This window comes from Streptomyces gamaensis (assembly GCF_042656465.1).
GTDB classification, from domain to species: domain Bacteria; phylum Actinomycetota; class Actinomycetes; order Streptomycetales; family Streptomycetaceae; genus Streptomyces; species Streptomyces gamaensis.
In genome coordinates this window covers 267625-290823 of the sequence record NZ_JBHSPB010000008.1, presented here as the reverse complement: position 1 = coordinate 290823, position 23199 = coordinate 267625, and the positions used below count along the sequence as shown (strand labels likewise).

The following is a 23199-nucleotide window of genomic DNA, read 5'->3' as shown; positions in this document are numbered from 1 at the left end:
CCCGGCGGGGCGCTCACAGGTCGTTTCCCGCGTACGAGAGATTGAAGCTCTTGTTGGCCAGCGGGAAGTCGGGGACGATCGTGTCGGCCAGCGCGACCGGCAGGGCCGGCCAGTTGAAGAACGACGGATCGGCGATCTTCACGCGGGTCAGGGTGTGGTCGGCGGCGAGTTCGACGCGCGTGGTGATGGTGCCCCGCCAGCCCTCGACGACGCCGACGCCCGCGCGGTGCGCGTGCCGTCCGGACCGCGGCGGCCAGGTCGTCTCCCCCACCGCCCGCCCGGGCCCCAGCCCCGGGCAGAGCCGCTCGGCCAGCGCGAGGGAGACCTCGGTCTCCTCGGCGCGGACCAGGAAGCGGGCCAGGACGTCGCCCGAGGCGTGCACGGGGACGGTCAGGCTCTCGCCGTAGTCGTGGAAGGGGTGGTTGCGCCGGGCGTCGGCGGCCAGTCCGCTGGCGCGGGCGACGTAGCCGAGGCAGCCGAGGTCGCGGGCGGCGTCCGCGCCGAGACGGGCGGTGCCGGTGAACCGGTCGCGCACGGTGGTGTGGCCGAGGGCCAGCGTGACGAGTTCACGGATCTCCCGGCCCAGCGCGCGCAGGACGGCCGGCTCGGGCACCGCGCACAGCACGGCCCCGCCGGGCACGACACCGCCGCGCAGCAGCCGGTGTCCGGTGGTCTGCCGGTTCAGCCGCAGCAGCCGCTCGCGCAGGTGCTGGGCGCGGGCGTGGAGGATGCCGTGGCCGACGTCGTTGCACAGGGCGCCGAGGTCGGCCACGTGGTTGTGGAGGCGTTCGAGTTCGAGCAGCAGCGCGCGGGCGCGCCGGGCGGCCTCGGGCACGTACAGGCCGGTGGCCTCCTCCACGGCCAGGCAGTAGGCGAGCGCGTGCCCCACGGTGGTGTCGCCGCTGACGCGCTCGGCGAGCGGCAGCCCGTCCTCGGGGAGGCGGCCCTCGAAGAGCTTCTCGATGCCCTTGTGGACGAACCACAGCCGGGCCTTGAGCTTGATGATCGTCTCGCCGACGACGGAGAAGCGGAAGTGACCCGGTTCGATGAGGCCGGCGTGCACGGGGCCGACGGGGATCTCGTAGACGCCCTCACCCTCGACCTCCAGGAAGGGGTAGGGGCCCTCCTGTTCGCCGAAGGGCGGGGGCGGGCCCGCGTCGGGGTGCATCGGGTACCAGCCCTTGGGCCAGTGGAAGTGGCGCACCAGGCGGTGCGGCAGGGGGTGGCCCGTGGGCACGATGCCGTGCAGGTCGCGCATCTCGCGCTCGAACCGGCCCGCGGGGAAGGAGAGATGGGCGAGGGTGGGCAGTTCGGGCGCGTCCGGATCGAGGCGTACGTGCAGTTCGGTGCGGGTGTCGGGCGGGCCGGTGAGGAAGAGCAGGACGACGCGCACGGCGCGGCCGCCGGGGGCTCCCTCCTCGTCGTGGTGGGCGGCGACGAGCGCGAGCCGGTGCCCGGCCAGCAGCAACGCGGCGGCCTTGGCGGGCAGTTCGGCCGGGTCGAGGTCGGTCACGGTCCGCAGGGGTGCCTGCGCGTACATGGTTCAGCGGCCTCCGATGACCTCGCCGGCGGTGGACAGCAGCCGGGTCAGCGGCCCGGTGGCGACGCCGAGCGCGGCGCAGGCGAGCAGCCCGGCGGTCAGCGGGGCGGCCGCCGCGGCCCCGAGCCGCCGGCCGTGCTCGCCGCCGGAGGCCGGTCCGTGCGTTCCGGGTCCGAGCAGCATCCGGGCCGTACGGACGGCCACGGCGGCGAAGGCCGCGAGCATCAGGGGCAGCGCGGCGGCGACGGCCCAGCCGCCCGTGCGGGCGGTGAACCCGGCCCGGAAGATGCCCAGTTCGGAGGGGAACAGGGAGAAGGGCGGCAGGCCGAGCAGGGCGAGCACCGCCAGCCCGAAGCAGACGCCGAGGACGGGCACGTCGGCGATCAGGCCCCGCACCCGGCCGATGAGGCTCGTGCCACGCAGATGCAGGATGTGGCCCGAGGCGCAGAAGGCGACGGTCTTGGCGAGCCCGTGCCCGGCGATGTGCAGCAGGACGGCGGTCAGCGCGAGAGGGGTGCCGACCGCGGTGCCGAGCGCGATCAGACTCATGTGTTCCATGCTCGAATAGGCCAGCATGCGTTTGCCGTCGCGCTGGGCCAGCAGCAGGGCGGCCGCGAGGGCGAGGGTGACCAGGGCGGCCCCGGCCAGGAGGGTTCGGGCGTAGTGGGGGCCGAGGGCGGCGTCCGCGACGGTCTTGTAGCGCAGCAGCCCGGCGAAGGCGACCGACAGCAGCACTCCGGACATCAGCGCGGAGACCGGGGCGGGCGCCTGGCTGTGGGCGTCGGGCAGCCAGGCGTGCAGGGGGGCCAGGCCCGCCTTGGCGCCGAAGCCGAGCACGACGAGCCCGGTGGCCAGCCGGGTGACGGCCGGGTCGAGGCTGTGGGCGCGGGCGGTGAGGGTGGGCCAGTCCAGGGCGGTGGCCTCGGGGATGCCGGCCTGCCGGGCGGCGTAGTAGACGAGGACGGTGCCCAGGAGGGCGAGGGCGATGCCGGCCGAGCAGATCACGACGTACTTCCAGGCGGCCTCGACGGAGGCGCGGGTGCGTCGGTGGCCCACGAGGAAGGCGGTGACGATGGTGGTGGCCTCGATGGCGATCCACAGCACACCGAGGTTGGCGGCGAGCACCGCGGCGCTCATCGCGGCGAGGAAGGCGTGCACCAGGAGGTGGTAGCGGCGGGCCGTGCGCGCGTCGGTGCGTTCCTGGGCGAGGTGGGCGGGGCCCGCGGCGCACGCGAGGAGGGAGACGGCGCCGACGACGAGCAGCAGCCAGACGGTCAGGGCGTCGGCGCGCAGCAGCAGTCCGTAGGCGGTCACGGGGCCGTGGCCGGGGACGGTGACGGCGAGGGCGGCGCCGCTGGCGAGGATGGCGGCCGGGGAGAGCAGGCCGAGCCAGGCGCCGAGCCGGCCCGGCTCCGCTCCGGGCGCGGCGGGCGGGGAGTCGGGGGCGGGGCCCGGGGCCATGGGGTGCGCGGCCGGAGCGGGGCCGGCCCACGGGGTGCCGCCGGGGGCGGCCGGGGGCGGTGTGCTGCCGCTGTGCCGCCGCGCGGTGGCGACGCCCGAGAGGTGGGGGGCGGCCGCGCGCTGGGGCGGCGGCCGGTGGGCGAGGGCGAACGCGGGCCGGGGGCGCGGGATCCGGCCGCGCAGTCCTCCGGCGGCGTAGGCGGCCGAGGTGGCCAGGGGGGCCGCGATGGGTGCGGTCAGCAGCAGGGTGGTGGTGGCGTACGTCATCAGTCGCGCAGCTCCCGCAAATCGTCGATGCCGGTGCCGCCGAAGGCGGCCCGCATCCGGGTGGTGAGGATCTGCAGGACGAGAACGGCGAGCAGGACGTCGAAGGAGACGCCGAGTTCGACGATCAGCGGCACCCCGGAGGCGGCCAGGAAGGCCGTGGCGGTGATGCCGTTGTCCAGGAGCAGGAAGCCCACCACCTGGGCGAGCGCCCGGCGGCGGGTGACCAGGGTGAAGAAGCCGATCAGGACGACGGCGAGCCCGACGGGCAGGGCGCGCGTCGCGGGCGTGGGGTGCAGTTCGACCAGGGGCCGGGCGACGGCGTAGGCGAGGAGGGTCAGCATCGCGGCGCTCAGCAGGGAGGCCGCGACGTTGACCAGGGGGCGGGTCTCGCGTGCCTCGCTGACGTCCTCCTGGTAGGGGTGGGCGGGGTACGGGCGCGGGGGCTCGGCGGCGCCGAGCGCGCGCCGCATCAGGTGCGGCAGGGCTCCGGCGCGCAGCAGGGCGATGCCGACGGCGACGGCGAGCAGGGGGCGGCGGCCCTCGTGCAGGCCGAGGAGGGCGGGGAGCGCCGCGAGGGCCACGCCCTGCAGGGCGAACGCGCGCACGATGGAGGTGAGTTGGCGCAGCCACAGGACCACGACGGCGGCGAGCAGGAAGGCGCCGCAGGCGAGGTCGAGGAGCTGGGTGTAGACGCTGTCGTTCATGCGTGCCTCACGTGGGGCCTCACTCTCCGGTGAGGAAGTAGGAGGCGGTCACCGCGAGCAGGGCGAGCAGGAAGGATCCGGCAAGCAGTTCGGGGACCCGGAAGAGCCGCAGCTTGGCCCAGAAGACCTCGGCTGCCGCGAGGACGGCGCCGAGCAGGGCGACCTTGACGGCGAGGAGGACCAGGGCGAGGGCGAGGGCGGCGGGGGCCGCGCCGGTGGCGATGCCCCACGGCGCGGAGAGCGTGGCCAGCAGGCCGAGCAGGACCGCGAGCCGCATCTGGGAGCCGAGTTCGACCAGGGCGAGGTCGGGTCCGGCGTACTCCAGCACCATCGCTTCGTGGACCATGGTCAGTTCCAGGTGGGTCGAGGGGTTGTCCACCGGCAGCCGGCCGGTCTCGGCGAGGACGGCGACGGCGAGGGCGGCGGTGGCCAGCAGTCCGGCCGGGGAGGCCAGGCGGACGGGGTCGTCGAGTCCGCCGGAGACGATGGCGGACAGATTGGTGGACCCGGCCGGTATCGACAGGGCGAACACCGCGAGCAGGATGGTGGGTTCGACGAGGGCGGCCACGGTCATCTCCCGGGAGGCCCCCATGCCGCCGAAGGCGGTGCCGGTGTCCAGTCCGGCCAGGGCGAGGGCGACGGTGCCCAGGGCGAGCAGGGCCACCACCAGGATCAGGTCGGAGCTGCCGCTGACGGGGGTCGCGGTGGAGGCGAGCGGCACCAGGGCGGCGACGACGGCCGTGGTGGCGACGAGCAGCAGGGGGGCGGCGCGGAAGGCCGGGCCGGTGCCGACCGGGGTGACGGGCTCCTTGCGCAGCAACTTGCGCAGGTCGCGCCAGGGTTGGCCGATCCCGGGGCCGGCCCGGCCCTCCAGCCGGGCGCGGATCTGCCGCATGAGTCCGGCGAGCAGCGGGGCGCCGCCGACGACGAGGGCGACCTGGGCGGCGAGCGCCGCCGTGCCGGTGGCGTGCCGGGCGAGGGTGTGCGCGATGCCGTGGGTGAGTGCGCCGGTGGTGCCGTGTGCCGTGCCGTTCACGGTGTCTCCTCGTGCGCGGTGCGGGGCTCGTCCGTCACCAGCCCACCGCCAGGGCCAGCAGGAGGGCGACGAGGCCGAAGAACCCGTAGCCCAGGTAGAGATGCACGCTGCCGGAGGCCAGGCGGCGGGCGCCGCGGCCGAGTCGGGCCAGGCCGTCGAGGACGGGGCGGTAGAGCCGGTGCTCGATCCGGTCGGGCACGCGGCGCCGGTAGCGGACCTTCTCGACGAGGTAGGCGGATTCGCGCAACGGCGTGACGTCGACGTCCTGTTCGGGGGCGAGCACGTCGTCGAAGACCCGTTGCAGGGGCTCGGCGAAGGAGGTGGCGGTGTAGGACATGCGGGGTGTGGGGGCGCCGCCCCCGCAGTCCCACAGCCGGGCGCCGCGGCGGCGGCCGCGCCGGGTGGTGACGCGGACCAGCAGGGCGGCGACGGCCGTTCCGGCGGCGAGGGCGCCGGCGACCCACAGCGGGGAGAAGGAGGCGGCGAGCCGGTCGAGGCGTACGTCGAGGCCGCCGCCGGACAGCGGGGCGCCGCCGGTGAGCCCGGCGGCGGCCACCGCCCGGGAGAGCCCGTTGCCGAGGGCGCCGGGTACGAGGGCCAGCCCGGTGCAGCCGGCCGCGAGCAGGCCCATGCCGATGAGCATGCCGGGCGGGCTCTCCTGGGCCGCGGCGGCCTGGGCGCTGCGCGGCCGGGCGAAGAAGCCGACTCCCAGCGCCTTGACGAACACGGCGGCGGCGAGCCCGGCGGACAGGGCGATCACGGCGACGGCCAGGGGCAGCACGATGGCCGTGGACACGCCGGGCACGGCGAGGCCGCGGATGAGGGACTGCAGCAGCAGCCATTCGCTGAGGAAGCCGTTGCCCGGGGGCAGGGCGACGGCGCCCAGGGCGGCCACCGCGAAGAAGCCGGCGGTGGCGGGCATCCGGGCGCGCAGCCCGCCGAGCCGGTCCAGGTCGCGCAGTCCGGTGGCGCGGACGACGGAGCCGGCGGCGCAGAACAACAGGGCCTTGAACACGGCGTGGTTGGCGACGTGCAGCAGGGCCGCGGCGAGGGCGAGGGCGGCGGGGGCCGGGTGTCCGGAGGAGGCGAACAGGCCGGCGGCGCCGACGCCGATGAGCACGAGGCCGAGGTTCTCGGAGGTGGAGTAGGCGAGCAGCCGCTTGAGGTCGGAGGCCATCGCGGCCTGCAGGATGCCGTGGACGGCGGAGAGCGCGCCGGTGGCGAGGACGAGCAGCCATCCCCAGCGCGGGCCGCCGCCGAGCAGGTCGAAGGCGACGCGGACGATGCCGTAGGCACCCAGGTTCACCATGGCGGCGCTCATCAACGCCGAGACGTTGCTGGGGGCTTCGGGGTGGGCGCGCGGCAGCCAGGGGTGCAGCGGCACCATGCCGGCCTTCGAGGCGAACGCCGCGACCACGAGGACGAAGACGGTGCCCCGGGCGAGGGGGGACATGGCGTGGGCGCCGGCCCGCAGCGCGGTGAAGGTCTCGCCGCCGGCGCGGGCGGCGAACAGGGCGAGTCCGGCGAGCAGCAGGACGAGCCCCAAGTGGGTCATGACCGCGTACCACACGCCGGCTTCGCGTACGGAGGAGCGTTCGCGCTGTTCGGCGAGGACGAGCAGCAGGGAGGTGACGGCCATGGCCTCCCACAGCAGCAGGAAGGTGGAGACGGAGGCGGCCGCGGGGACGAGCACGAGGGTGAGCGCGAAGACGGGCAGCGCGGCCTGCACTCCGCGTGAGGCGGTGCCGTGCGGGCCGCCGCGCGCGCAGTAGCCGATGCCGTAGACGGCGACGGCGAGCACGACCGCCCCGGCGACGGCCATGAACATGCCCGACAGGGCGTCGACGGCCACGTACACGCCGGCCAGCGGCAGCAGTCCGGGGAAGGCGGCCGACCAGTGGGCGCCGCCCAGCGCGAACGCCCCGGCGGCAAGGGCCGCGGCACCGAGTGCGGCGGTGCACGCGCCCACGGCGACGACGCGCGCCCGCCCCGGCAGCACCGCTCCGGCGAGCGCCCCGGCCCCGGCCCGCCGGGCCGCGACGGCCGCCGCGCCCTCGGCCCCCCTCACGCGCCGGCCCCGCCGGCGCGCCGTGGACGCGCGGCGGCCACCGCGCCGTTCTCCCCGGCTAAGCCCTTGCCCCGCTCCCCCGCCGAACGGGCCTTCGCGTGCTGCCTGTTCACCGGCCCGTCACCGTGCGCAGGGCCGCCACGATCCGCTCCGGCTCCGGCGGACAGCCGGGTACGGTCATGTCCACGGGGACGACGTCGGCGACCGCGCCCTCGACGCCGTGGCCGCCGGCGAACTCGCCGCAGTCCACGGCGCAGTCGCCGACGGCCACCACGAGGTGGGGGCGGGGCATCGCGGCGACGGTACGGCGCAGCGGCTCGGCCATGTTCCTCGTCACCGGGCCGGTGACGAGGGCGACGTCCGCGTGGCGGGGCGAGGCGACGAGGCGGGCGCCGTAGCGCTCGGCGTCGTGGACCGGGCCGAAGGCCGCGGCGATCTCGATCTCACAGCCGTTGCAGGACCCCGCGTCGACGCAGCGCACCTGGACCGAGCCGCGCAACTCCCCGGCGGCGGGCGGCGGGGAGCCCGCCGGCCGGGGCGGGGCGGCCTCCGCGACTCTCCCGGTGTCGCGGATCGTGCGCAGCAGGCTCATGGTGACGGCTCCTCCCGGGGTCTGCCGAGGCAAACGGCTTGTCCCGCCCGGGGGTTACGGCGTGCGCAGCCTATGGGGAGAGTGTGTCTGCTGTGGTGCCTGTGTCGAATTCGCGCGATCGGGAAGAACGGACGCGCGAGGTGCCGGTCCGATGCCGCGCGGTCGGCGCTGTCGGCTACGGGAGTTCTGGCCGACAGACCGGTCCGCCGGGCGGGCGCAGCGCCTCGGCGGACCGGTGGCGCGGGGGTCAGTCGGCCTTCTGCACACCGGTCTTCACGCCGGTGTCCTTCTTGACGGCGGTGTCCTTGGGCACACCGGTGGTCTTCCTGGCGGCCGGGTCCTTCCTGACGTTCGTGCGCTGCTTGACGTCGTCCTTACTGCCCGGGTCCCGTTTGCCGCTCGTGTCCTTCTTGCCGCCCATGCAGTGGACGACGCGGTCGAGGTGCTCGGCGACGAACGGCTTGGCCTTGCGGGCGAGTTCGCGTACGCGGTCGTTCTTCCCGCTCTTGATCTCGGTCTCCATCAGCTGGAGCGTCTGCTCGTGCCCGGTCCTCGCCGACTCCAGCCACTTGCGGTCGTAGGTCTTGGTGCGGGCCCGGGTCCTGAGGTCGGACAGCTCCTTCTGCTGGTCCTCCGAGGGTCCGGCGGGCAGCGTCACGCGCAGCCGCCCGGCGAGGTCCACGAGTTCCTTGTCGAGCCGGGTGTGGTCGCGGACGAAGACCTTGCCGGTCTCCCTCACGCACCGGGTCGTGGCGTTCTTCGCGGTGTCCTTGCCCATCGCGATCTCCGCCATGTTGCCCTGGTGAAACGTCGTCAGGAAGGCGGTGTCGTGTCCCTCGTCGTCCGTGGCCTGCGCCGTGCCCGCCGCCGGTACCGTCGCCAGGGCGAGGGCTGCCAGGGCGGTCGCGGCCCGGTGTCGCATACGCATCGTGTGCTGTTCCCTTCTGTGCGGCCCGGCGCGGCCGTACGCGCGTCGCGGGCCGGTGTCCGGCAGGGCGTACGAGCCGACGCCCCACGCAGCAGATGCCTGCCCCCGCCCGTGCCGTTGATCATCACCGGCCGGGGCCAGTACGCCCGAAGGGAGCATCCCCAGGGGCGCGAAGGGCGGGCGGGGGTTACTCTCCCGGGGCTCCGGAGAGGCCAGCTGCCCGGGCCGGGTCGTCCTCGGGGAGGGCGAGCGTGGTGAGCGCGCCCCCGTCCGGGGCGTTGGCGAAGTCCAGCTCGGCGCCGATGGTGCGGGCCTGTCCCACGGCGATGGTCAGGCCCAGTCCGTGGCCCTTGTTGCCGTTGGTCGTGGGCTCGGTGCGGAAGCGCTGCGGGCCGTGCTCCAGGAGGTAGCCGGGGTAGCCGTCGCCGTGGTCCCGGACGGTGATCACCGGGCCGTCGACGGTGAGGACGACGGGCGGGCGGCCGTGCCGGTGCGCGTTGGCGAGCAGATTGCTCAGCACCCGCTCCAGCCGGCGCCGGTCGGTCATCACGCAGGCGTCGCGCGCGACGCGGACCTCGGCTTCGAGGCCCGAGGCGCGTACGGCCCGTTCGGCGAGCCTGCCGAGCCGGTGGGCGTCGAGGTCGGGCCGTTCGGTGAGCGAGTCCAGCCGGGAGATCTCCAGCAGGTCCTCGGTCAGCCGGCGCAGGGTCTGCACCCGGTCCCGCACCAGTTCGGTGGGGCGGCCGGGGGGCAGCAGGTCGGCGGCCGCCTGCAGTCCGGCCAGCGGGGTGCGCAGTTCGTGGGCCACGTCGGCGGTGAAGCGCTGTTCGCTCTGCAGCCGGGCCTGGAGGGTGGCGGCCATCGCGTCCAGGGCCGCGGCCACGGCCGCGACCTCGTCCTGGGCCTTGGCGGGGTCGGTGGTGCGCGGGTCGGCGACCCGGGCGTCGAGGTCGCCCGCGCTGATCCGGCGGGCCACGTCCGCGGTGCGGTGCAGCCGGCGGGTCACGCGGGAGACCGCGAACAGCCCGGCCGCCAGCGTGCCGCCGATGGCCAGCGCCGAGGAGCCGATGATGGCCCGGTCCAGGCCGTCGATGGTGTCGGCGCTGTGCCGGTAGTCGAAGCGGGCCGTGAGCACTCCGCCGTCGGCGGGTCCGGCGGCCCACATGGTGGGGGTGCCGTGGTCGTCGCCGAGCGCGGTGCCCCGCTCGCCGCGCAGCGCCAGTTTCCGCAGCTCGGGCGGGAGTCCGGGCGGGTTCAGGGCCGCCTGGTGGTGCATCGGGTCCCCGGCCGCGTACGCGCGGGCGGCCGTGTCCAGCCGGCTGAGGGCTCCGGCGCGGGCCTGCTGCACGGTCTGCCGGGTGACGACGACGTGCACCAGGGTGCCCAGGACGGCGGCGACGACGCAGCAGACGACGACGAGGAAGACGGTGAACTTCCCGTACAGCGAGGCGAACCGGGTCAGGCCGCCGGGCCGGGCCGGCGAGCGGCGGACGAGGGCCCTCACCGGGAGTGCTCCGGGGCCTCCGACGACGTGCCGGCGTCGGTGCGGCGGATCTCGTCGCTCTGCAGGTCCATGTAACGCCGGTGGGCGTCCCAGGAGTACACCGAGCGCACCGCGTAGTGCGGGGTCGTCGAGGGCTCCCAGACGATCAGGTCGCGTCCGGAGACCTCGACGGACGAGGGCCGCACCACCGTCGCCATGATGCGGATCAGCCGGCCGTCGGAGACCGTGTAGCAGCGCAGGCCGAGGAAGTGCTCGCCCATCTCGATGCCCATGATCAGATCGACGCGGCCGTCGCCGGTCAGGTCGCTGTAGACGGGGGTGCGCAGGGGGCAGTCCCGGTGTTCCTGCGAGCAGGAGACGAGCTTCGCGGCGGTCTCCTCGTCGAGCCCGTCGGCTCCCGTGACGTCGTGGCGGTGCGCGGCGACCTCGGCCTTGATCACGCTGTAGGGGTCGACGCGGCGGATGTCGCCGGCGGGGACGGCCGGGATGCCCGGGACGGGGGTGGAGCTCGCGTCCCCGTGCTGTTCGCCGGTGGGTGTGGGCGCCGGGGAGCGGTCCGGCCACAGCGGAGACGGTGCGGCGGCGGGCGCGGTGCGCCCGGCGCTGAGCGGCTCGCCGACGGTCCCGCAGCCGGTGACCGCCGCCGCCAGCAGCGCGCCCGCACCGAGGAGCCGGGCGCGGTGCCGGCGGCGGGCGGGGCGCGGGAGCGGCGGAACGCTCCCGGGCCGGTGCGGGCGGGCGGGTCGGGGCACTGCGGGGTTCCTGTCTCCTGTCACGCGGCGGGTGCGGCTGCAGGAGACGATGGTATGCGAGTCGCCCACCGGGACGCGGCGGGCTGTCGCACCGGGGCCCGGGACGGGGCGGTACCGCCTGCCGCGCGACGGGAAGCGCGGGCCCCTGTTCGTCGGACCTGCGGCCGTCCGGGCCGCGCGAGCGCCTCCGGGGGCCGGGGCCGTACCGTCGCCCGGTCGGCGGCCGCTGTGGTGGTACGGGCCGGCGACCCGGACAGCAGGCGCCCCCGGCCCCGGCCGTGGACGCCGCGCGCTTCGGGCGCCCCGGGCCGCGCGGCGCTACCTCTTGCGCCGCTTCATGATCACCGTCAGGACGACGGGCAGCAGCAGTTCCAGGGCCCGTTCGACGGTGGCGACGGGCAGCCCCGTCCGCCGGGCGACGGCCCTGGCCACGGGGCCGGAGATCCTGGCGAGCACTCCCGACATCAGCCCGCCGCCGAGGGCCCCGCCGAAGCCCACGGCCCCGGCCGGGAGGGCGGCCGGCCCCTCGGTGAGGTCGGCGGGGAGTTCGGCGACGGTGACCTCCACGACGCGCCTCGCCCCGTCGGTGTCGGTGCCCAGCTCCCTGGCGAGCTCCTCGATCCGGTCCTCGCCGAGCTCGTCGAGCACGTCGTTGCGCAGCGTTTCGTCGCCCATGCCCCGACAGTACGCGCGGCGGCCGGGCGCGGGCGGCCCCAGCGCGCTCGCGGAGCGGCCGGTCACCCCGAGGGACCACGGGCAAGATCCTTAATCGGGGAGGAGAGGGCTTTCACCTCTTCGTGCGGAAGTACGACCAAGGGTTCCATGGGGCGTCGTACAGCGAACTACGGTGGGCTCCCGGAGCACAGCCGGCACAGGGACCGCGTGCCGGATCAGCAGGCAGCAGGCGATGGCCGGGCCCGCCGCGGCCCCCTCGCCGACCGGGCCACACGAGAGGGCGCACGATGCCGCACCCCTTCCGCCTCCCGCGCTTCTACACGCCGTACCCGGCGCGTCTGAATCCCCGTCTCGACAGAGCCCGGCGGCACGCCAAGGAGTGGGCCGGCGGCATGGGAATGATCGAGGGCTCGGGCATCTGGGACGAGGCCGCGTTCGACTCCCACGACTACGCGCTGCTGTGCGCCTACACCCATCCCGACGCCCCGGGCCCGGAGCTGGACCTGATCACCGACTGGTACGCGTGGGTGTTCTTCTTCGACGACCACTTCCTGGAGGTCTTCAAACGCAGCGGCGACCTCCAGGGCGGCAAGCGGTATCTCGACCGGCTGCCGGCCTTCATGCCGCTGGACCCCGAGGAGGGTGTCCCCGAGCCCGGCAATCCGGTCGAGCGGGGGCTGGCCGATCTGTGGGCGCGGACGGTCTGGACGATGTCGCGGCCCTGGCGCGCGCGGTTCAAGGAGAACACCCGCAAGCTGCTGGACGTCTCCTTGTGGGAGCTGGCGAACATCAACGACCAACGGGTCGCCAATCCCGTCGAGTTCATCGACATGCGCCGCAAGGTGGGCGGTGCCCCGTGGTCGGCCAACCTCGTGGAGCACGCGGCGGGCGTGGAGGTCCCGGACCGCGTCGCGGACAGCCGGCCGCTGCGTGTGCTGCGGGACGCCTTCGCCGACGGGGTGCACCTGCGCAACGACCTGTTCTCCTACGAGCGGGAGGTGCGGGACGAGGGCGAGCTGTCCAACGCCGTGCTGGTGCTGGAGCGTTTCCTGGACTGTGACACCCAGCAGGCGGCCGAGACCGTCAACGACCTGCTCACCGCGCGCCTGCAGCAGTTCGAGCACACGGCCCTGACCGAGCTGGGCCCGCTGTTCGCGGAGCACGGGCTGGACGCCGAGGAGTGCCGCCGGGTCTTCGCCTATGTCAAGGGACTGCAGGACTGGCAGTCCGGCGGCCACGAGTGGCACCTGCGCTCCAGCCGTTACATGAACGACGCCGCGGGCGGCGCTGCCGTCGCCCCGGCCAGGCTGCTGGGCGGCCCGCTGGGGCTGGGCACGTCGGCGGCGCTGCTGCTCCCCTCGATCGCCGCGACGGCGCCGGCCAGGCTGCGCGGCTACACGCATGTGCCGTACGAGGAGACGGGTCCGCTGCCGCTGCCGGAGTTCCCCATGCCCTACCGGGTCCGGCTCAACCCGCATCTGGAGCGGGCCCGTTGCGGCAACGCGGCCTTCGGGCACCGCGCCGGGCTGCTGGCCCCCGATCCGGCCGTGCCCGGTTCCGGGCTGTGGGACGCGGAGCGGATCGCGGACTTCGACTTCGCCCTGTGTTCGGCCGGTCTGGATCCGGACGGCGACGCGGACGCCCTGCAGCTGAGTGCGGACTGGCTGGCCTGGGGCACGTACGGCGACGACTACTTCACGACGGTCCTCGACAGACTGCCCCCGCACGCCGCGCAGTCGCTCGTGCGGCGGCTGCGCGCGTTCATGCCGCTGGACGCGGGCCCGGTGCCGCCTGCGGAGCACGCGCTGGAGCACGGTCTGGCCGAGCTGTGGGGCCGTACGGCGGGGCCGATGACGCCGCGGGACCGCGTCGAACTGCGCGAGGGCGTCGAGGTGATGCTGGACGCCTGGCTGTGGGAGCTGGCCAACCGCCGGCAGAACCGCGTCCCCGAGCCGGTCGACTACCTGGAGATGCGCCGCCGGACCTTCGGCACCGACCTGACCAACAAGCTGTTCCGGCTGCGGCAGGGCAACGCCGTGCCGCAGGAGGTCTACCGGGCCGAGCCGGTCGTCGCCCTGGAGAACGCGGCGGCGGACTATGCCTCGTTGGCGAACGACCTCTTCTCCTTCCAGAAGGAGATCCAGTACGAGGGCGAGATGCACAACGCCGTCCTGGTCGTGCAGAACTTCTTCAACTGCGGCCGTGAGGAGGCCCGTGCGATCGTCGGCGATCTGCTGGCCTCCAGGGTGCGGGAGTTCCAGCACATCGTGGCCGCGCAGCTGCCGGTCTTCCGCGAGGTCGCCGGGCTCGACGCGGACGCGCGCGCGGCGCTGGAGGGCTATGTGGCCAGCCTGCAGAACTGGATGGCGGGGATCCTCAAGTGGCACCAGGAATGCCGCCGTTACACGGAGGAGGATCTGCGCAGGCACCACGCGGCGCCGCGGCGGCCGGTCCGGTACGGCCTCCCGGCCCTCGGGCGCAGCGCGTCGCTGCCCCCGGCCGGGCTCGGGATGTCGGCGGCCCGGGTGAGCCGGGCGCGGATCCCGGCCTGAGGCCGCCGCCCGCCGGGGCGGACAGCGCCGCGCCGGACGGTGGTTCCGGGCGCTGCCGTGCGCGGTGCCGCCGGGCACCGCGCACGGCACGAGGGGCCCTCGCCGGGGTGCGCGGCTCGCACCCGTCTGCTGTGCACCGCCTAGGCCGACGGGGTCAGGAAGCGTTCCGGCTGACAGGCGTCGCAGGGGCGGGCGTTGCTCGCGAGGAGCTCGGCGCGGGCCTGGGCGGTGGTCATGGTGACCGTGGTCTCCTCCCCTCCGCCGCTCTTGGGCACCCAGCAGCCGGCGTGGTGCACCTCGTGGAGCTCGCGGCCGGAACGGCGGTGCGTGGTCACCGGCCACAGTGCGTCCTCGATGCTCGGCCGGTAGGCGCCGCGGAGGTCGGCCGGAGCGTGCGGGGAGCGGTGTGTTTCTTCGAGCGGGTCGTCGGTGAACTGCTGCAGCACGACACCCCGGACCCAGTCCCGTGGAGTCATGTCGGCCTCTTGCGCGGCTTCTGTGATAAGGGCGAGTTCGTCGTGGCTGAAGATCTGGTCCATGGCGCGGACGGTAGCAGCGGCACGGACCCGGCGGGGGCCGCTCCGTGAGCCTGGCAAGTGCCCCTGCGGGCAAGGGAGTCGGAAGCCGCGGGGGAAGCCCGGTCACGTGGCATATGCGCAGCTGACGGCGGGTCCGCGAGCCCGTGCCGGGCGTCCTCGTACGAATGCGGCCGACGTGGCTTATACCGCCGCGCGAGCTGCTGCCCTACCGGGGGTGGCGGGCGGGGTCCGCTCCCCCCGGCAGCCGTGCGATCCCCTTGCGGGAGCGGGGAGTCGGCGGTCGCCGGGCCGGGGCCGGGCTCCGGAAGTGACCGGGAAAACTCACCCGTGAGAGTGAGTCTTCCCGGTCGCGCCGTCAGTGTCGCGCCGTCAGTTTTCCGCGCGCCCGCGACCGTCGGTCCGCAGGGTTCGGTCCCCCTCCCCACCCCCTCCTCACCCCGTCGCGGACCCTTGCCCGGAAACGGGCACACTACGTACCGACCCGACGGTTTCAGTGCGTCATATTCCGTACATAGCACGCGAATTACCCAAGCATCCGCGCACAATGCCCCTTTGAGACCGCTGACGTCCCGAAATAACAGACTGGATGGTTCGGTACTGTCGCCAAATGATCTCGGTACCCGTACCGGTACGGACCGTGCTGTCCTCGCCACCGCCAACGACCATGCTGTGGAGCGCGCCCCGGTGTTCGGGGCGTGCTCGCACAACGGGAGGAATTGTGCCCAAAACGCTCAATGGAGAAGGCGCCCCGTTGCACGGGGCCCCGACGGAGCCGCTCGACGGGGGCGTGGAGATCCGGGCCCGGGTCGAGATACCGGTGCAGCGTGCAGACGGCGCCTGGCAGCCCGGCCAGATGATCACCTTCACGGGGCTCGGCGACGGCCTTGAGCACATAGCCGTGCAGTTCGGCCCGATCGCCGAGGTGCCGCTGGTGCGGCTGCACTCCGAGTGCCTGACCGGCGACGTCTTCGGGTCCGCGCGGTGCGACTGCGGTCCGCAGCTGACCGAGTCGATGCAGCTGCTGGCCGGGTCCGGCGGCGTCCTGCTGTACCTGCGCCAGGAGGGCCGCGGCATCGGCCTGTACAACAAGCTCGACGCCTACCGGCTGCAGGACCAGGGCCTCGACACCTTCGCGGCCAACCGGGAGCTGAACTTCTCGGACGACATGCGCGACTACAGCTCGGCCGCGCAGATGCTCAAGGCCCTGGGCATCTCGCGCGTCAAGCTGCACACCAACAACCCCGACAAGGCGGCCCAGCTGGCCTCGCACGGCATCGAGGTCGTGGAGCAGATCCGCACGGGGATCTTCCGTAACGAGCGCAACGACCACTACCTGCGCGCCAAGGCCGAGTACGGCGGCCACTCGATCGAACTTGTGGAAGGAACAGCGTGATCCAGCACCGGGGACCCATCAGCGGCATCGCGGCCTGGCAGAATGCCTACGTCGCCACCGCCGGCTACGACAACCAGGTCATCTGCTGGGACCAGCAGACCGGGAAGGCCATCTCCCGCTCCTTCCACGACCACCTGGCCAACCAGTGCGCGTTCTCGCCCGACGGACGCCACCTGGTCTCCTCCTCCAGCGACTACACCGCCCGGCTGTGGACGGTGCCGGACCTGCGCCTGGTCGCCGTCCTCGCCGACCAGGAGGACGACGTGGAGATGTCCGTCTTCCACCCGTCCAAGGAGCTCATAGCCACCGCCTCGCGCGACCACCGGGTGCGCGTCTACGACTTCAGCGGCAGGCTCGTGGCCCGCTTCGCCGGCCACACCGCGGACGTCATCTCCGTCGAGTGGGCCCGCGGCAGCGACGAGCTGATCTCCTCCAGCGACGACGGCACCATCAAGCGCTGGTCGCTGGAGACCGGCGGTCTCGTCGCCGACCTGGACATGGACGGCATCGAGACCGACACCATCGCCATCTCCTCCGGCGGCACCATCTTCGCCGGCAACGACGAGGGCCAGATCATCGTCGTCGGCCCGGCCGAGCGCTCCGTGCTGCCGGCCCACGAGGCGGGCATCAAGCGCCTGGTCCTCGACGACGCCCGCAACCTGCTGGTCTCCCTCAGCTACGACCGCACCATGCAGCTGTGGGACGTCTCCTCCGGCACCCCCGAGCGGCGCGACACCACCGAGCTGCCCGACGACGTCTGGCCGCGCTCGTGCGCCTTCGCCGGCGGCTCCCGGCTGGTCTTCGCCACCTTCGGCGCCGGCTACCGCGGCTACGACTACGAGGGCCGCGCCTGGGACGCCACCGAGGTGCCGCCCACCCAGGGCGTCAACGCGGTCCTCCCGGCCGCCGACGGCACGCTGACCATCGGCGACGCCGGCATCGTGCACCGCGACGGCGCGCAGATCGCCGAGACCGGCAGCCTGTGCAACTTCCTCACCCCGCTGGGGAACCTGGTGGTCTCCGGCGGCCAGCTCGGCAAGGTCTTCGACGCCCTCACCGGCCGGCAGCTCCACCAGCACCGCTCCCCGCTCAACTGCGGCGCGGCCTTCGAGCGCGACGGCGAGCAGTACGTGGTCATCGGCGCCTACACCGGCGAGGGCCTGCTGCTGCGCCTGACCGGCCCGGACACGGTCGAGCACGTCAAGGACCTGCCGCTGCACGTCAACGCCGTCAAGGGCGTCGCGGTCTCCGGCGACCTCATCTTCTCCGTCGCCGCGGACGCCTCCGCGACCTGGTACCGGATCTCGGACCTGGAGAAGGTCGCCGGCATCGAGGACGCGCACGACCGGATCGCCAACGGCTGCGCCGGGCTGGGCAAGGGCTGGTTCGCCAGCGTCAGCCGCGACCTGAAGCTGCGCGTGTGGGACCCGCAGCAGCGCGTCGAGGTCCTCGACACCCCGCACACGCACTCCATCAAGTGCGTGGCCGCCTCCGCCGACGGCAACATCGTCGCCACCGGCGCCTACAACGGCCGCATCGCCCTGTACGACCGCACCACCCGCGAGTGGCGGGTGCTGCGGCCGACCACGGCCGGCATCTCCTCGCTGACCTTCGACGCCGCGCGGGGGCGCTTCGCCGCCTCCTCCTACGACGGCCGGGTCTACTTCGCCGAGGTCTAACGGCCGGCCCACGGACGGTTCCGGGGGAGGCGCGGCACAGTACTCCGCCTCCCCCGGAACCCATGTCCGGGCCCCGGCCCGCCCGGCATCCATCGGCACCACCACAGGAGTAAGGACCGCCCACGCACATGGCCGAAAGCCACCCGATAGCCGACCGCTACACGGTTTCCCGCACCGAGGCCACCCCCCTCGACGAGGCCGCCTACGCCGCGGTCCTGCACAGCGACTTCCACGAGCACTACGCGGGCGGCCGCGACATCTGGACCGGTGAGGAGGCGATGCGGCAGGCCCCGCAGCTCCTCATGGCCGCGCTCGCCCACGCGGGCAGAGCCGCCGACGCCCACGTCCTCGACCTCGGCACCGGCCACGGCCGCGACGCCGAACTCGTCCTCGCCGGCGGCCACCGCGTGACCGGCTGCGACCTCGTGGCCTCCCCCGAGTGGGACGCCATCACCGCCCGCCACCCGGGCCGGGCCCGCTTCGTCGCCGGCCCGGTGCTCGACCTGCCGGGCAGCGGGGAGTACGACGGGGTGCTCGACAACGGCTGCTTCCACCACCAGCACCCCGACGCCTACGCCGCCTACCTGCGCCACGTCCGTGAACTGCTGCGCCCCGAGGGCCTGTTCACCGTCTCCGTCTTCCACGCCACCGGCGAGCGCGGCGGCCTGTACGCCAACAACGGCAACCGCCTGTACCGCGAGTTCACCGAGGACGAGCTGTCCGCGCTGGTCGGCGGGCACGGCTTCGCGCTCGTCGAGGCCCATCACGTGCCGCGCGCCGTCGAGGGACTGACCTACCTCGTGGCCACCTTCCGCCGCACCGGCGGTGATCCGCGATGAGCGGCCGTCCCCTCGCCCGGGCGGCCGTCGCGGCGGCGGCCGCCCTGCTGGCCGCGCCCCTGCTGACCGCCCCCGCCGCGCACGCGGCCCCGGCCGGCGACGGCGGCTGGACCGGGACGTGGGGCACCGCGCCCGCGCCCGCGGCCCCCTCCGGCGTCTCGCACGACGGCATCGCGGACCGCACCGTCCGCATGATCGTGCACACTTCGGCCGCCGGCGGCGAACTGCGGCTGCGCCTGTCCAACGCGCACGGCACCGCCCCGCTCGTCCTCGGCCGCACCACGGTCGCCCTCGCGCGCTCGGCCACGGCACCGGCGGCGGCCGCGGACAGCCTGCGCACCGTCACCTTCGACGGCGGCGCCGCGGGGACCACGGTGCCCGTCGGCGCGGAGGCCGTCAGCGACCCGCTGCCCTTCGACGTGCCCGCGGGCGGCGACCTGCTCGTCAGCGTGCACCTGCCGCGCGCGACCGGCCCCATGACCTGGCACTGGCTGGCCCAGCAGACCAGCTGGATCTCCCAGCCGGGCGACCACACGGCCGACGCCGACGGCACGGCGTTCCCGCAGAGCGAGACGTCCTGGTTCTTCCTCACCGGCGTCGACGTGCGCGGCAAGGGCGCGCGCGGCACCGTCGTCGCGCTCGGCGACTCCCAGACCGACGGCGTGGGCTCCACCCCCAACGGCAACGGCCGGTGGACCGACGCGCTGGCCCGGCGGCTCGCCGCCGACGAGGCCACGCGCGGCCTGGGCGTGCTCAACGAGGGCATCGGCGGCAACCGCATCCTGCGCGACGGCTCCGAGACCGACCGGCCGCAGCGCGGCACGAGCGCCCTCGGCCGGCTGGAGCGCGATGTCGCGGACCGCCCCGGCGTGCGCACGGCCGTCCTCTACGAGGGCATCAACGACCTCCAGCTGGCGCCGAACGCCACCTCCGCCCAGGTCCTCGACGGACTGCGCGCCATGGCGGACCGCCTGCACGCCAAGGGCATCCGCGTGGTGGTGGGCACCCTCACCCCGTTCAAGGACTCGCCCTTCTACACCCCGCAGGCCGAGCAGGCGCGCGGCGAGGTCAACGCCGCGCTGCGCTCGCCCGCCGCGCGGGAGACCTTCGACGCCGTCGTCGACTTCGACGCGGCCGCGCGCGACACGGCCGATCCGCAGCGCGTGCGGGCCGACTTCGACGGCGGCGACCACATTCATCTGAACGACGCGGGCTACCGGGCGCTCGCGGCAGCGGTCCCGCTCTCCGCGCTGACCGGCCCCGCCCCGACGGCCCATGGGAGCACTTCATGACCACCAGCAAGACGCCGGTCGTCCTGGCCAACCCGAACACCCTGACCGACCGGGCGGCCATGGGCCTGCCCGACTCCTTCGTGCCGCGCGGCCCCGGGCACCCGCTGGCCGGCCACCCCGAGCTCCTGGGTGCCGGACCGGAGGCGCTCGTCGCGGTCGCGGAGGACCCCGCCGAGCCGTTCGCGCGCCGGCACGCCGCCGGCACCCTGCTCGGGCTGGTGGGCGACCCCCGTATCCGCCCCGAGGACCCGCCGATGGCCGGCATCCCGGCGGCCCGGGTCCGGCTCGGCCTCGACCCGAAGGACGTGGCCGCGGTCACCGAGCGGTGGCGGCACGCCGGGGTCGAGGAGGAGTGGATCGCCAAGGAGTGCCCCCGCTACGAGGCGGACCTCGCGGCGTTCCGTATCGCCCTGCACCCGGTGACCAACCTGGAGTACCGGCTGTTCCTGGAGGACACCGGCAGCGAACTGCTGCCCAGCAGCTGGCGGTTCGGCGTCTACCCGGCGCACCTGGCCAACCACCCGGTGTGGACGGTCTCCGCCGAGGCCGCCGACGCCTACGCCGCGTGGCTCTCGCGCCGCACCGGCCGTTCCTTCCGGCTGCCGACCGAGGCCGAGTGGGAGTACGCGGCCTCCGGCGGCGACGGCCGGGACTTCCCCTGGGGCGACGGGTTCCGCCCCGAGTGCGCGAACACCGTCGAGGAGGGGCCGCTCACGACGACGCCCATCGGCATCCACCCCGCCGGCCGGTCCCCGTTCGGGGTGCACGACCTGGCGGGCAACGTCGAGGAGTACGTGGCCGACGACTACGGCCCGTACCCCGGCGGGGAGCGCGTCGACGACGACCTGGCCGTCACCCGCGGCGCCTACCGGGTGGCCCGGGGCGGCAGCTTCACCCGCTTCGGCGACCTGGCCCGCTGCGCGCGCCGGCACGGCTGGTACGAGCGCGAGATCTACGCGATGGGCTTCCGGCTCGCGGAGACGGTATGACGGCCGCGCTCACCGCCACGCCCGCCGAACAGGAGGCCATGCGGCGGGCGATCGAACTGGCGGTCACCCAACTGGGCCGTACCAGCCCCAATCCGGTGGTCGGCTGTGTGCTGCTGGACGCCGGCGGCGCCACCGTGGGCGAGGGTTTCCACCGGGGCGCGGGCCATATGCACGCGGAGGTCGAGGCGCTGGCCGCCGCGGGCGTCCGGGCGCGGGGCGCGACCGCCGTGGTGACGCTGGAGCCGTGCGCGCACACCGGCCGCACCGGGCCGTGCGCGGAGGCGCTGCTCGCGGCCGGGGTGGCCCGGGTCGTCTACGCGGTGCCGGATCCCAACCCCGGTGCGGCGGGCGGCGCTCAGCTGCTGCGCGAGGCCGGGGTCGAGGTGGTGCCGGAGGTGCTGCGCGAGGAGGCGGAGCGGGCCAACGAGCTGTGGCTGACCGCGATCCGCCGCGAACGGCCCTGTGTCACCTGGAAGTTCGGCGGCACCCTGGACGGCCGCTCGGCGGCGCCCGACGGCACCTCGCGCTGGATCACCGGGCCGCAGGCCCGCGAGGACGCGCACCGGCTGCGGGCCACGCACGACGCGGTGCTCGTCGGTTCGGGCACGCTGCGCGAGGACGATCCGCACCTGGGGCTGCGCCACGGCATCACGGGCCGGCCGCCGCTGCGCGTGGTGCTGGACCGCAGGGGCGGCATCCGCGAGGACGCGCGGGTGCTCGACGACGCGGCCCCCACGCTGGTGGTCGTCGGGGAGAGCGCGCCGCGTCCCGAACTCCCCTCGGGCCACGAGGTGCTGGCCCTGCCCGAGCGCGAAGGCCGCCTGGACGTCGGCCTGCTGCTCGACGAGCTGTACGGGCGCGGGGTGCGCTCGGTGCTGCTGGAGGGCGGGGCCCGGCTGGCCGCGGAGTTCGCGGCGGCGGGGCTGCTGGACCGTGTCGTGGCCTACGTCGCGCCGGTGCTGCTGGGGGCCACGGGCCGGGCGGTGCTCGACGGGTTCGGGGCGCACACCCTGACCGAGGCGCTGCGGCTGCGGCTGGACACCGTCGACCGGCTCGGCGACGACGTCCGTCTGGTGCTGCGCGCCGGGGCCGGTGGGGAGGGCGAGCGGTGAGACCACGTGTCGCGGTCGTCTTCCACAGCCGCCACGGCACGATGCGGGCCCTGGCCGCCTCCGCCGCCGAGGGGGCGCGTTCCTTCGGCGCGGAGGTGCGGCTGCTGCGGGTCGCGGACGTCACCGCGGGGCCGGACCGCGAGCCGTGGCCGGAGACGGCGGCCGTGCCCGAGGACGTGCTGTGGGCGGACGGCCTGGTGCTGGCGACGCCCACGTACTTCGGCAATGTCTCGGGGCCGTTCAAGCACTTCCTGGACGCGACGTCGCCGCTGTGGAAGCAGGGGCTGCTGGCCGACCGGGTGGTGACGGGCATGACGTCCTCCACGTGTGTGCACGGCGGCCGCGAGGCCACGTTGCTGACGCTGTATCAGACGGCGTACCACTGGGGTGCCTGGACGCTGGGCGCGGAGCCGGGCGATCCGGTCTTCCAGCGGGTGGGGGCCAACCCCTACGGGCTGTCCGTCACGCCCCGGCGCGACGGACGCCTGGGGGAACCGGAGCTGACGGCGGCCTGGGCGCTGGGCCGCCGGCTGGCCGACGCCGCGGCCCGGGCCCGCGCGCAGGCGGAGTCCGTCCCGCCGGAGCCGGGCCGCAGCAGGGTGACGGTCGTGCACTGCGCCGAGGACGAGGCGGTCCGGCTGCTGGCCCAGGAGTGCGCGGCCGGGGCCCGGGAGCTGGGGGCCGAGGTGCGGCTGCGCCGGCTGGCGGGGCCGGGCCTGCCCCAGGAGTCGGGGCTGCCCGGCCGCTCCGGGGGCGCCCCGCCCGCCGCTCCCGCCACCGCGCTGGACGTGACCTGGGCCGACGCGGTGGCCTTCGGCGCGCCGGTGCGGGCCGGGGCGGTGGCCGCCCCGCTGCTGGGCTTCGTGCAGTCGCTGGCGCACCCGCTGGACGGGGTCGCGGGGCCGGGGCCGCTCACCGGCAAGCCGGCCAGCGCCTTCGTCGCCACCGGGCACCCGCACGCGGGCAGCGAGTCGGCCCTGCTGTCGCTGCACCACGTGCTGCACCACTGCGGGGCGCTGGTGGTGCCGCCCGGTTACACCGACCCGGCGGTCTTCGCGGCGGGCGGCAATCCGTACGGCACCTCCTACAGCCGCTCCACGGGGCCCGCGCCGAGCGCGGAGGTCCTGGCGGCCGCCCGGCACCAGGGGCGGCGCATGGCCCTGGCCGGCCACCGGCTGCGCCGCAAGGCCCTGCCGTCCGAAGGCGGGACGGCCGCCGCCCCCGGTGCCCACACGTCCCTGGACAAGGAAGCCCTGGAAAAGGAAGCAAGTTGACGA

Annotated in this window: 19 protein-coding genes; 8 read left to right on the top strand and 11 right to left on the bottom strand. The window is 74.9% G+C overall.

Annotation, left to right across the window (positions count from 1 at the left end; all coding sequences use genetic code 11):
• Positions 1-13: 13 nt before the first annotated feature.
• From ACFP1Z_RS15945 to ACFP1Z_RS15900, 10 genes are all read right to left on the bottom strand, one after another.
• On the bottom strand, positions 14-1540 hold the full coding sequence (locus ACFP1Z_RS15945; RefSeq protein ID WP_390316973.1) for a hydrogenase large subunit: 1527 nt from the start codon (positions 1538-1540) through the stop codon (positions 14-16).
• Between the two features lie 3 nt (positions 1541-1543).
• The gene (locus ACFP1Z_RS15940; RefSeq protein WP_390316972.1) at positions 1544-3268 is read right to left on the bottom strand and encodes a proton-conducting transporter transmembrane domain-containing protein; all 1725 of its coding nucleotides are present in this window, start codon (positions 3266-3268) and stop codon (positions 1544-1546) included.
• The gene (locus ACFP1Z_RS15935) at positions 3268-3972 is read right to left on the bottom strand and encodes a hypothetical protein (protein ID WP_390316971.1); all 705 of its coding nucleotides are present in this window, start codon (positions 3970-3972) and stop codon (positions 3268-3270) included. The genes ACFP1Z_RS15940 and ACFP1Z_RS15935 overlap by 1 nt, the downstream gene beginning before the upstream one ends.
• Before the next feature lie 19 nt (positions 3973-3991).
• On the bottom strand, positions 3992-5008 hold the full coding sequence (locus ACFP1Z_RS15930) for a respiratory chain complex I subunit 1 family protein (protein ID WP_390316970.1): 1017 nt from the start codon (positions 5006-5008) through the stop codon (positions 3992-3994).
• 34 nt (positions 5009-5042) lie between these two features.
• Positions 5043-7076, bottom strand: coding sequence for a proton-conducting transporter transmembrane domain-containing protein (locus ACFP1Z_RS15925; RefSeq protein WP_390316969.1), 2034 nt, complete (start codon positions 7074-7076; stop codon positions 5043-5045).
• Between the two features lie 109 nt (positions 7077-7185).
• Positions 7186-7668: an NADH-quinone oxidoreductase subunit B family protein gene (locus ACFP1Z_RS15920; RefSeq protein ID WP_390316968.1), complete on the bottom strand. Its 483-nt coding sequence runs from the start codon at positions 7666-7668 to the stop codon at positions 7186-7188.
• A gap of 247 nt (positions 7669-7915) precedes the next feature.
• On the bottom strand, positions 7916-8596 hold the full coding sequence (locus tag ACFP1Z_RS15915) for a DUF4142 domain-containing protein (protein WP_390316967.1): 681 nt from the start codon (positions 8594-8596) through the stop codon (positions 7916-7918).
• 187 nt (positions 8597-8783) lie between these two features.
• On the bottom strand, positions 8784-10100 hold the full coding sequence (locus ACFP1Z_RS15910) for a sensor histidine kinase (RefSeq protein ID WP_390316966.1): 1317 nt from the start codon (positions 10098-10100) through the stop codon (positions 8784-8786).
• On the bottom strand, positions 10097-10852 hold the full coding sequence (locus ACFP1Z_RS15905; RefSeq protein ID WP_390316965.1) for a hypothetical protein: 756 nt from the start codon (positions 10850-10852) through the stop codon (positions 10097-10099). Before ACFP1Z_RS15905 ends, ACFP1Z_RS15910 begins: the two co-directional genes overlap by 4 nt.
• A gap of 318 nt (positions 10853-11170) precedes the next feature.
• Positions 11171-11527 (bottom strand): hypothetical protein, encoded by a 357-nt coding sequence (locus ACFP1Z_RS15900; RefSeq protein WP_390316963.1) that lies wholly within the window; start codon positions 11525-11527, stop codon positions 11171-11173.
• Positions 11528-11814: 287 nt separating this feature from the next.
• On the opposite strand from ACFP1Z_RS15900, the gene ACFP1Z_RS15895 reads away from it, so the two are divergent.
• Complete coding sequence (locus ACFP1Z_RS15895; RefSeq protein ID WP_390316962.1) at positions 11815-14079, top strand: terpene synthase family protein; 2265 nt, start codon at positions 11815-11817, stop codon at positions 14077-14079.
• A 140-nt stretch (positions 14080-14219) separates the two neighbouring features.
• Here the strand turns inward: ACFP1Z_RS15895 and ACFP1Z_RS15890 are convergent, their stop codons facing one another.
• Positions 14220-14618, bottom strand: a complete 399-nt coding sequence (locus tag ACFP1Z_RS15890; RefSeq protein WP_390316961.1) for a DUF6233 domain-containing protein — start codon at positions 14616-14618, stop codon at positions 14220-14222.
• Positions 14619-15336: 718 nt separating this feature from the next.
• On the opposite strand from ACFP1Z_RS15890, the gene ACFP1Z_RS15885 reads away from it, so the two are divergent.
• The 7 genes from ACFP1Z_RS15885 to ACFP1Z_RS15855 all read left to right on the top strand — a co-directional run bounded on the left by ACFP1Z_RS15885 (position 15337) and on the right by ACFP1Z_RS15855 (position 23196).
• The gene (locus ACFP1Z_RS15885; RefSeq protein WP_390316960.1) at positions 15337-16011 is read left to right on the top strand and encodes a GTP cyclohydrolase II; all 675 of its coding nucleotides are present in this window, start codon (positions 15337-15339) and stop codon (positions 16009-16011) included.
• Positions 16008-17690, top strand: a complete 1683-nt coding sequence (locus ACFP1Z_RS15880) for a WD40 repeat domain-containing protein (RefSeq protein WP_390316958.1) — start codon at positions 16008-16010, stop codon at positions 17688-17690. Before ACFP1Z_RS15885 ends, ACFP1Z_RS15880 begins: the two co-directional genes overlap by 4 nt.
• A gap of 128 nt (positions 17691-17818) precedes the next feature.
• Positions 17819-18529: an SAM-dependent methyltransferase gene (locus ACFP1Z_RS15875; RefSeq protein WP_390316957.1), complete on the top strand. Its 711-nt coding sequence runs from the start codon at positions 17819-17821 to the stop codon at positions 18527-18529.
• Positions 18526-19821, top strand: a complete 1296-nt coding sequence (locus ACFP1Z_RS15870) for an SGNH/GDSL hydrolase family protein (RefSeq protein ID WP_390316956.1) — start codon at positions 18526-18528, stop codon at positions 19819-19821. Before ACFP1Z_RS15875 ends, ACFP1Z_RS15870 begins: the two co-directional genes overlap by 4 nt.
• Entirely contained in the window at positions 19818-20810 is a 993-nt protein-coding gene (locus ACFP1Z_RS15865) for a formylglycine-generating enzyme family protein (RefSeq protein WP_390316955.1), read from the top strand. Before ACFP1Z_RS15870 ends, ACFP1Z_RS15865 begins: the two co-directional genes overlap by 4 nt.
• Positions 20807-21922, top strand: a complete 1116-nt coding sequence (gene ribD / locus ACFP1Z_RS15860; protein WP_390316954.1) for a bifunctional diaminohydroxyphosphoribosylaminopyrimidine deaminase/5-amino-6-(5-phosphoribosylamino)uracil reductase RibD — start codon at positions 20807-20809, stop codon at positions 21920-21922. The genes ACFP1Z_RS15865 and ribD overlap by 4 nt, the downstream gene beginning before the upstream one ends.
• Positions 21919-23196, top strand: coding sequence for a flavodoxin family protein (locus tag ACFP1Z_RS15855; protein ID WP_390316953.1), 1278 nt, complete (start codon positions 21919-21921; stop codon positions 23194-23196). Before ribD ends, ACFP1Z_RS15855 begins: the two co-directional genes overlap by 4 nt.
• Positions 23197-23199 lie beyond the last annotated feature (3 nt).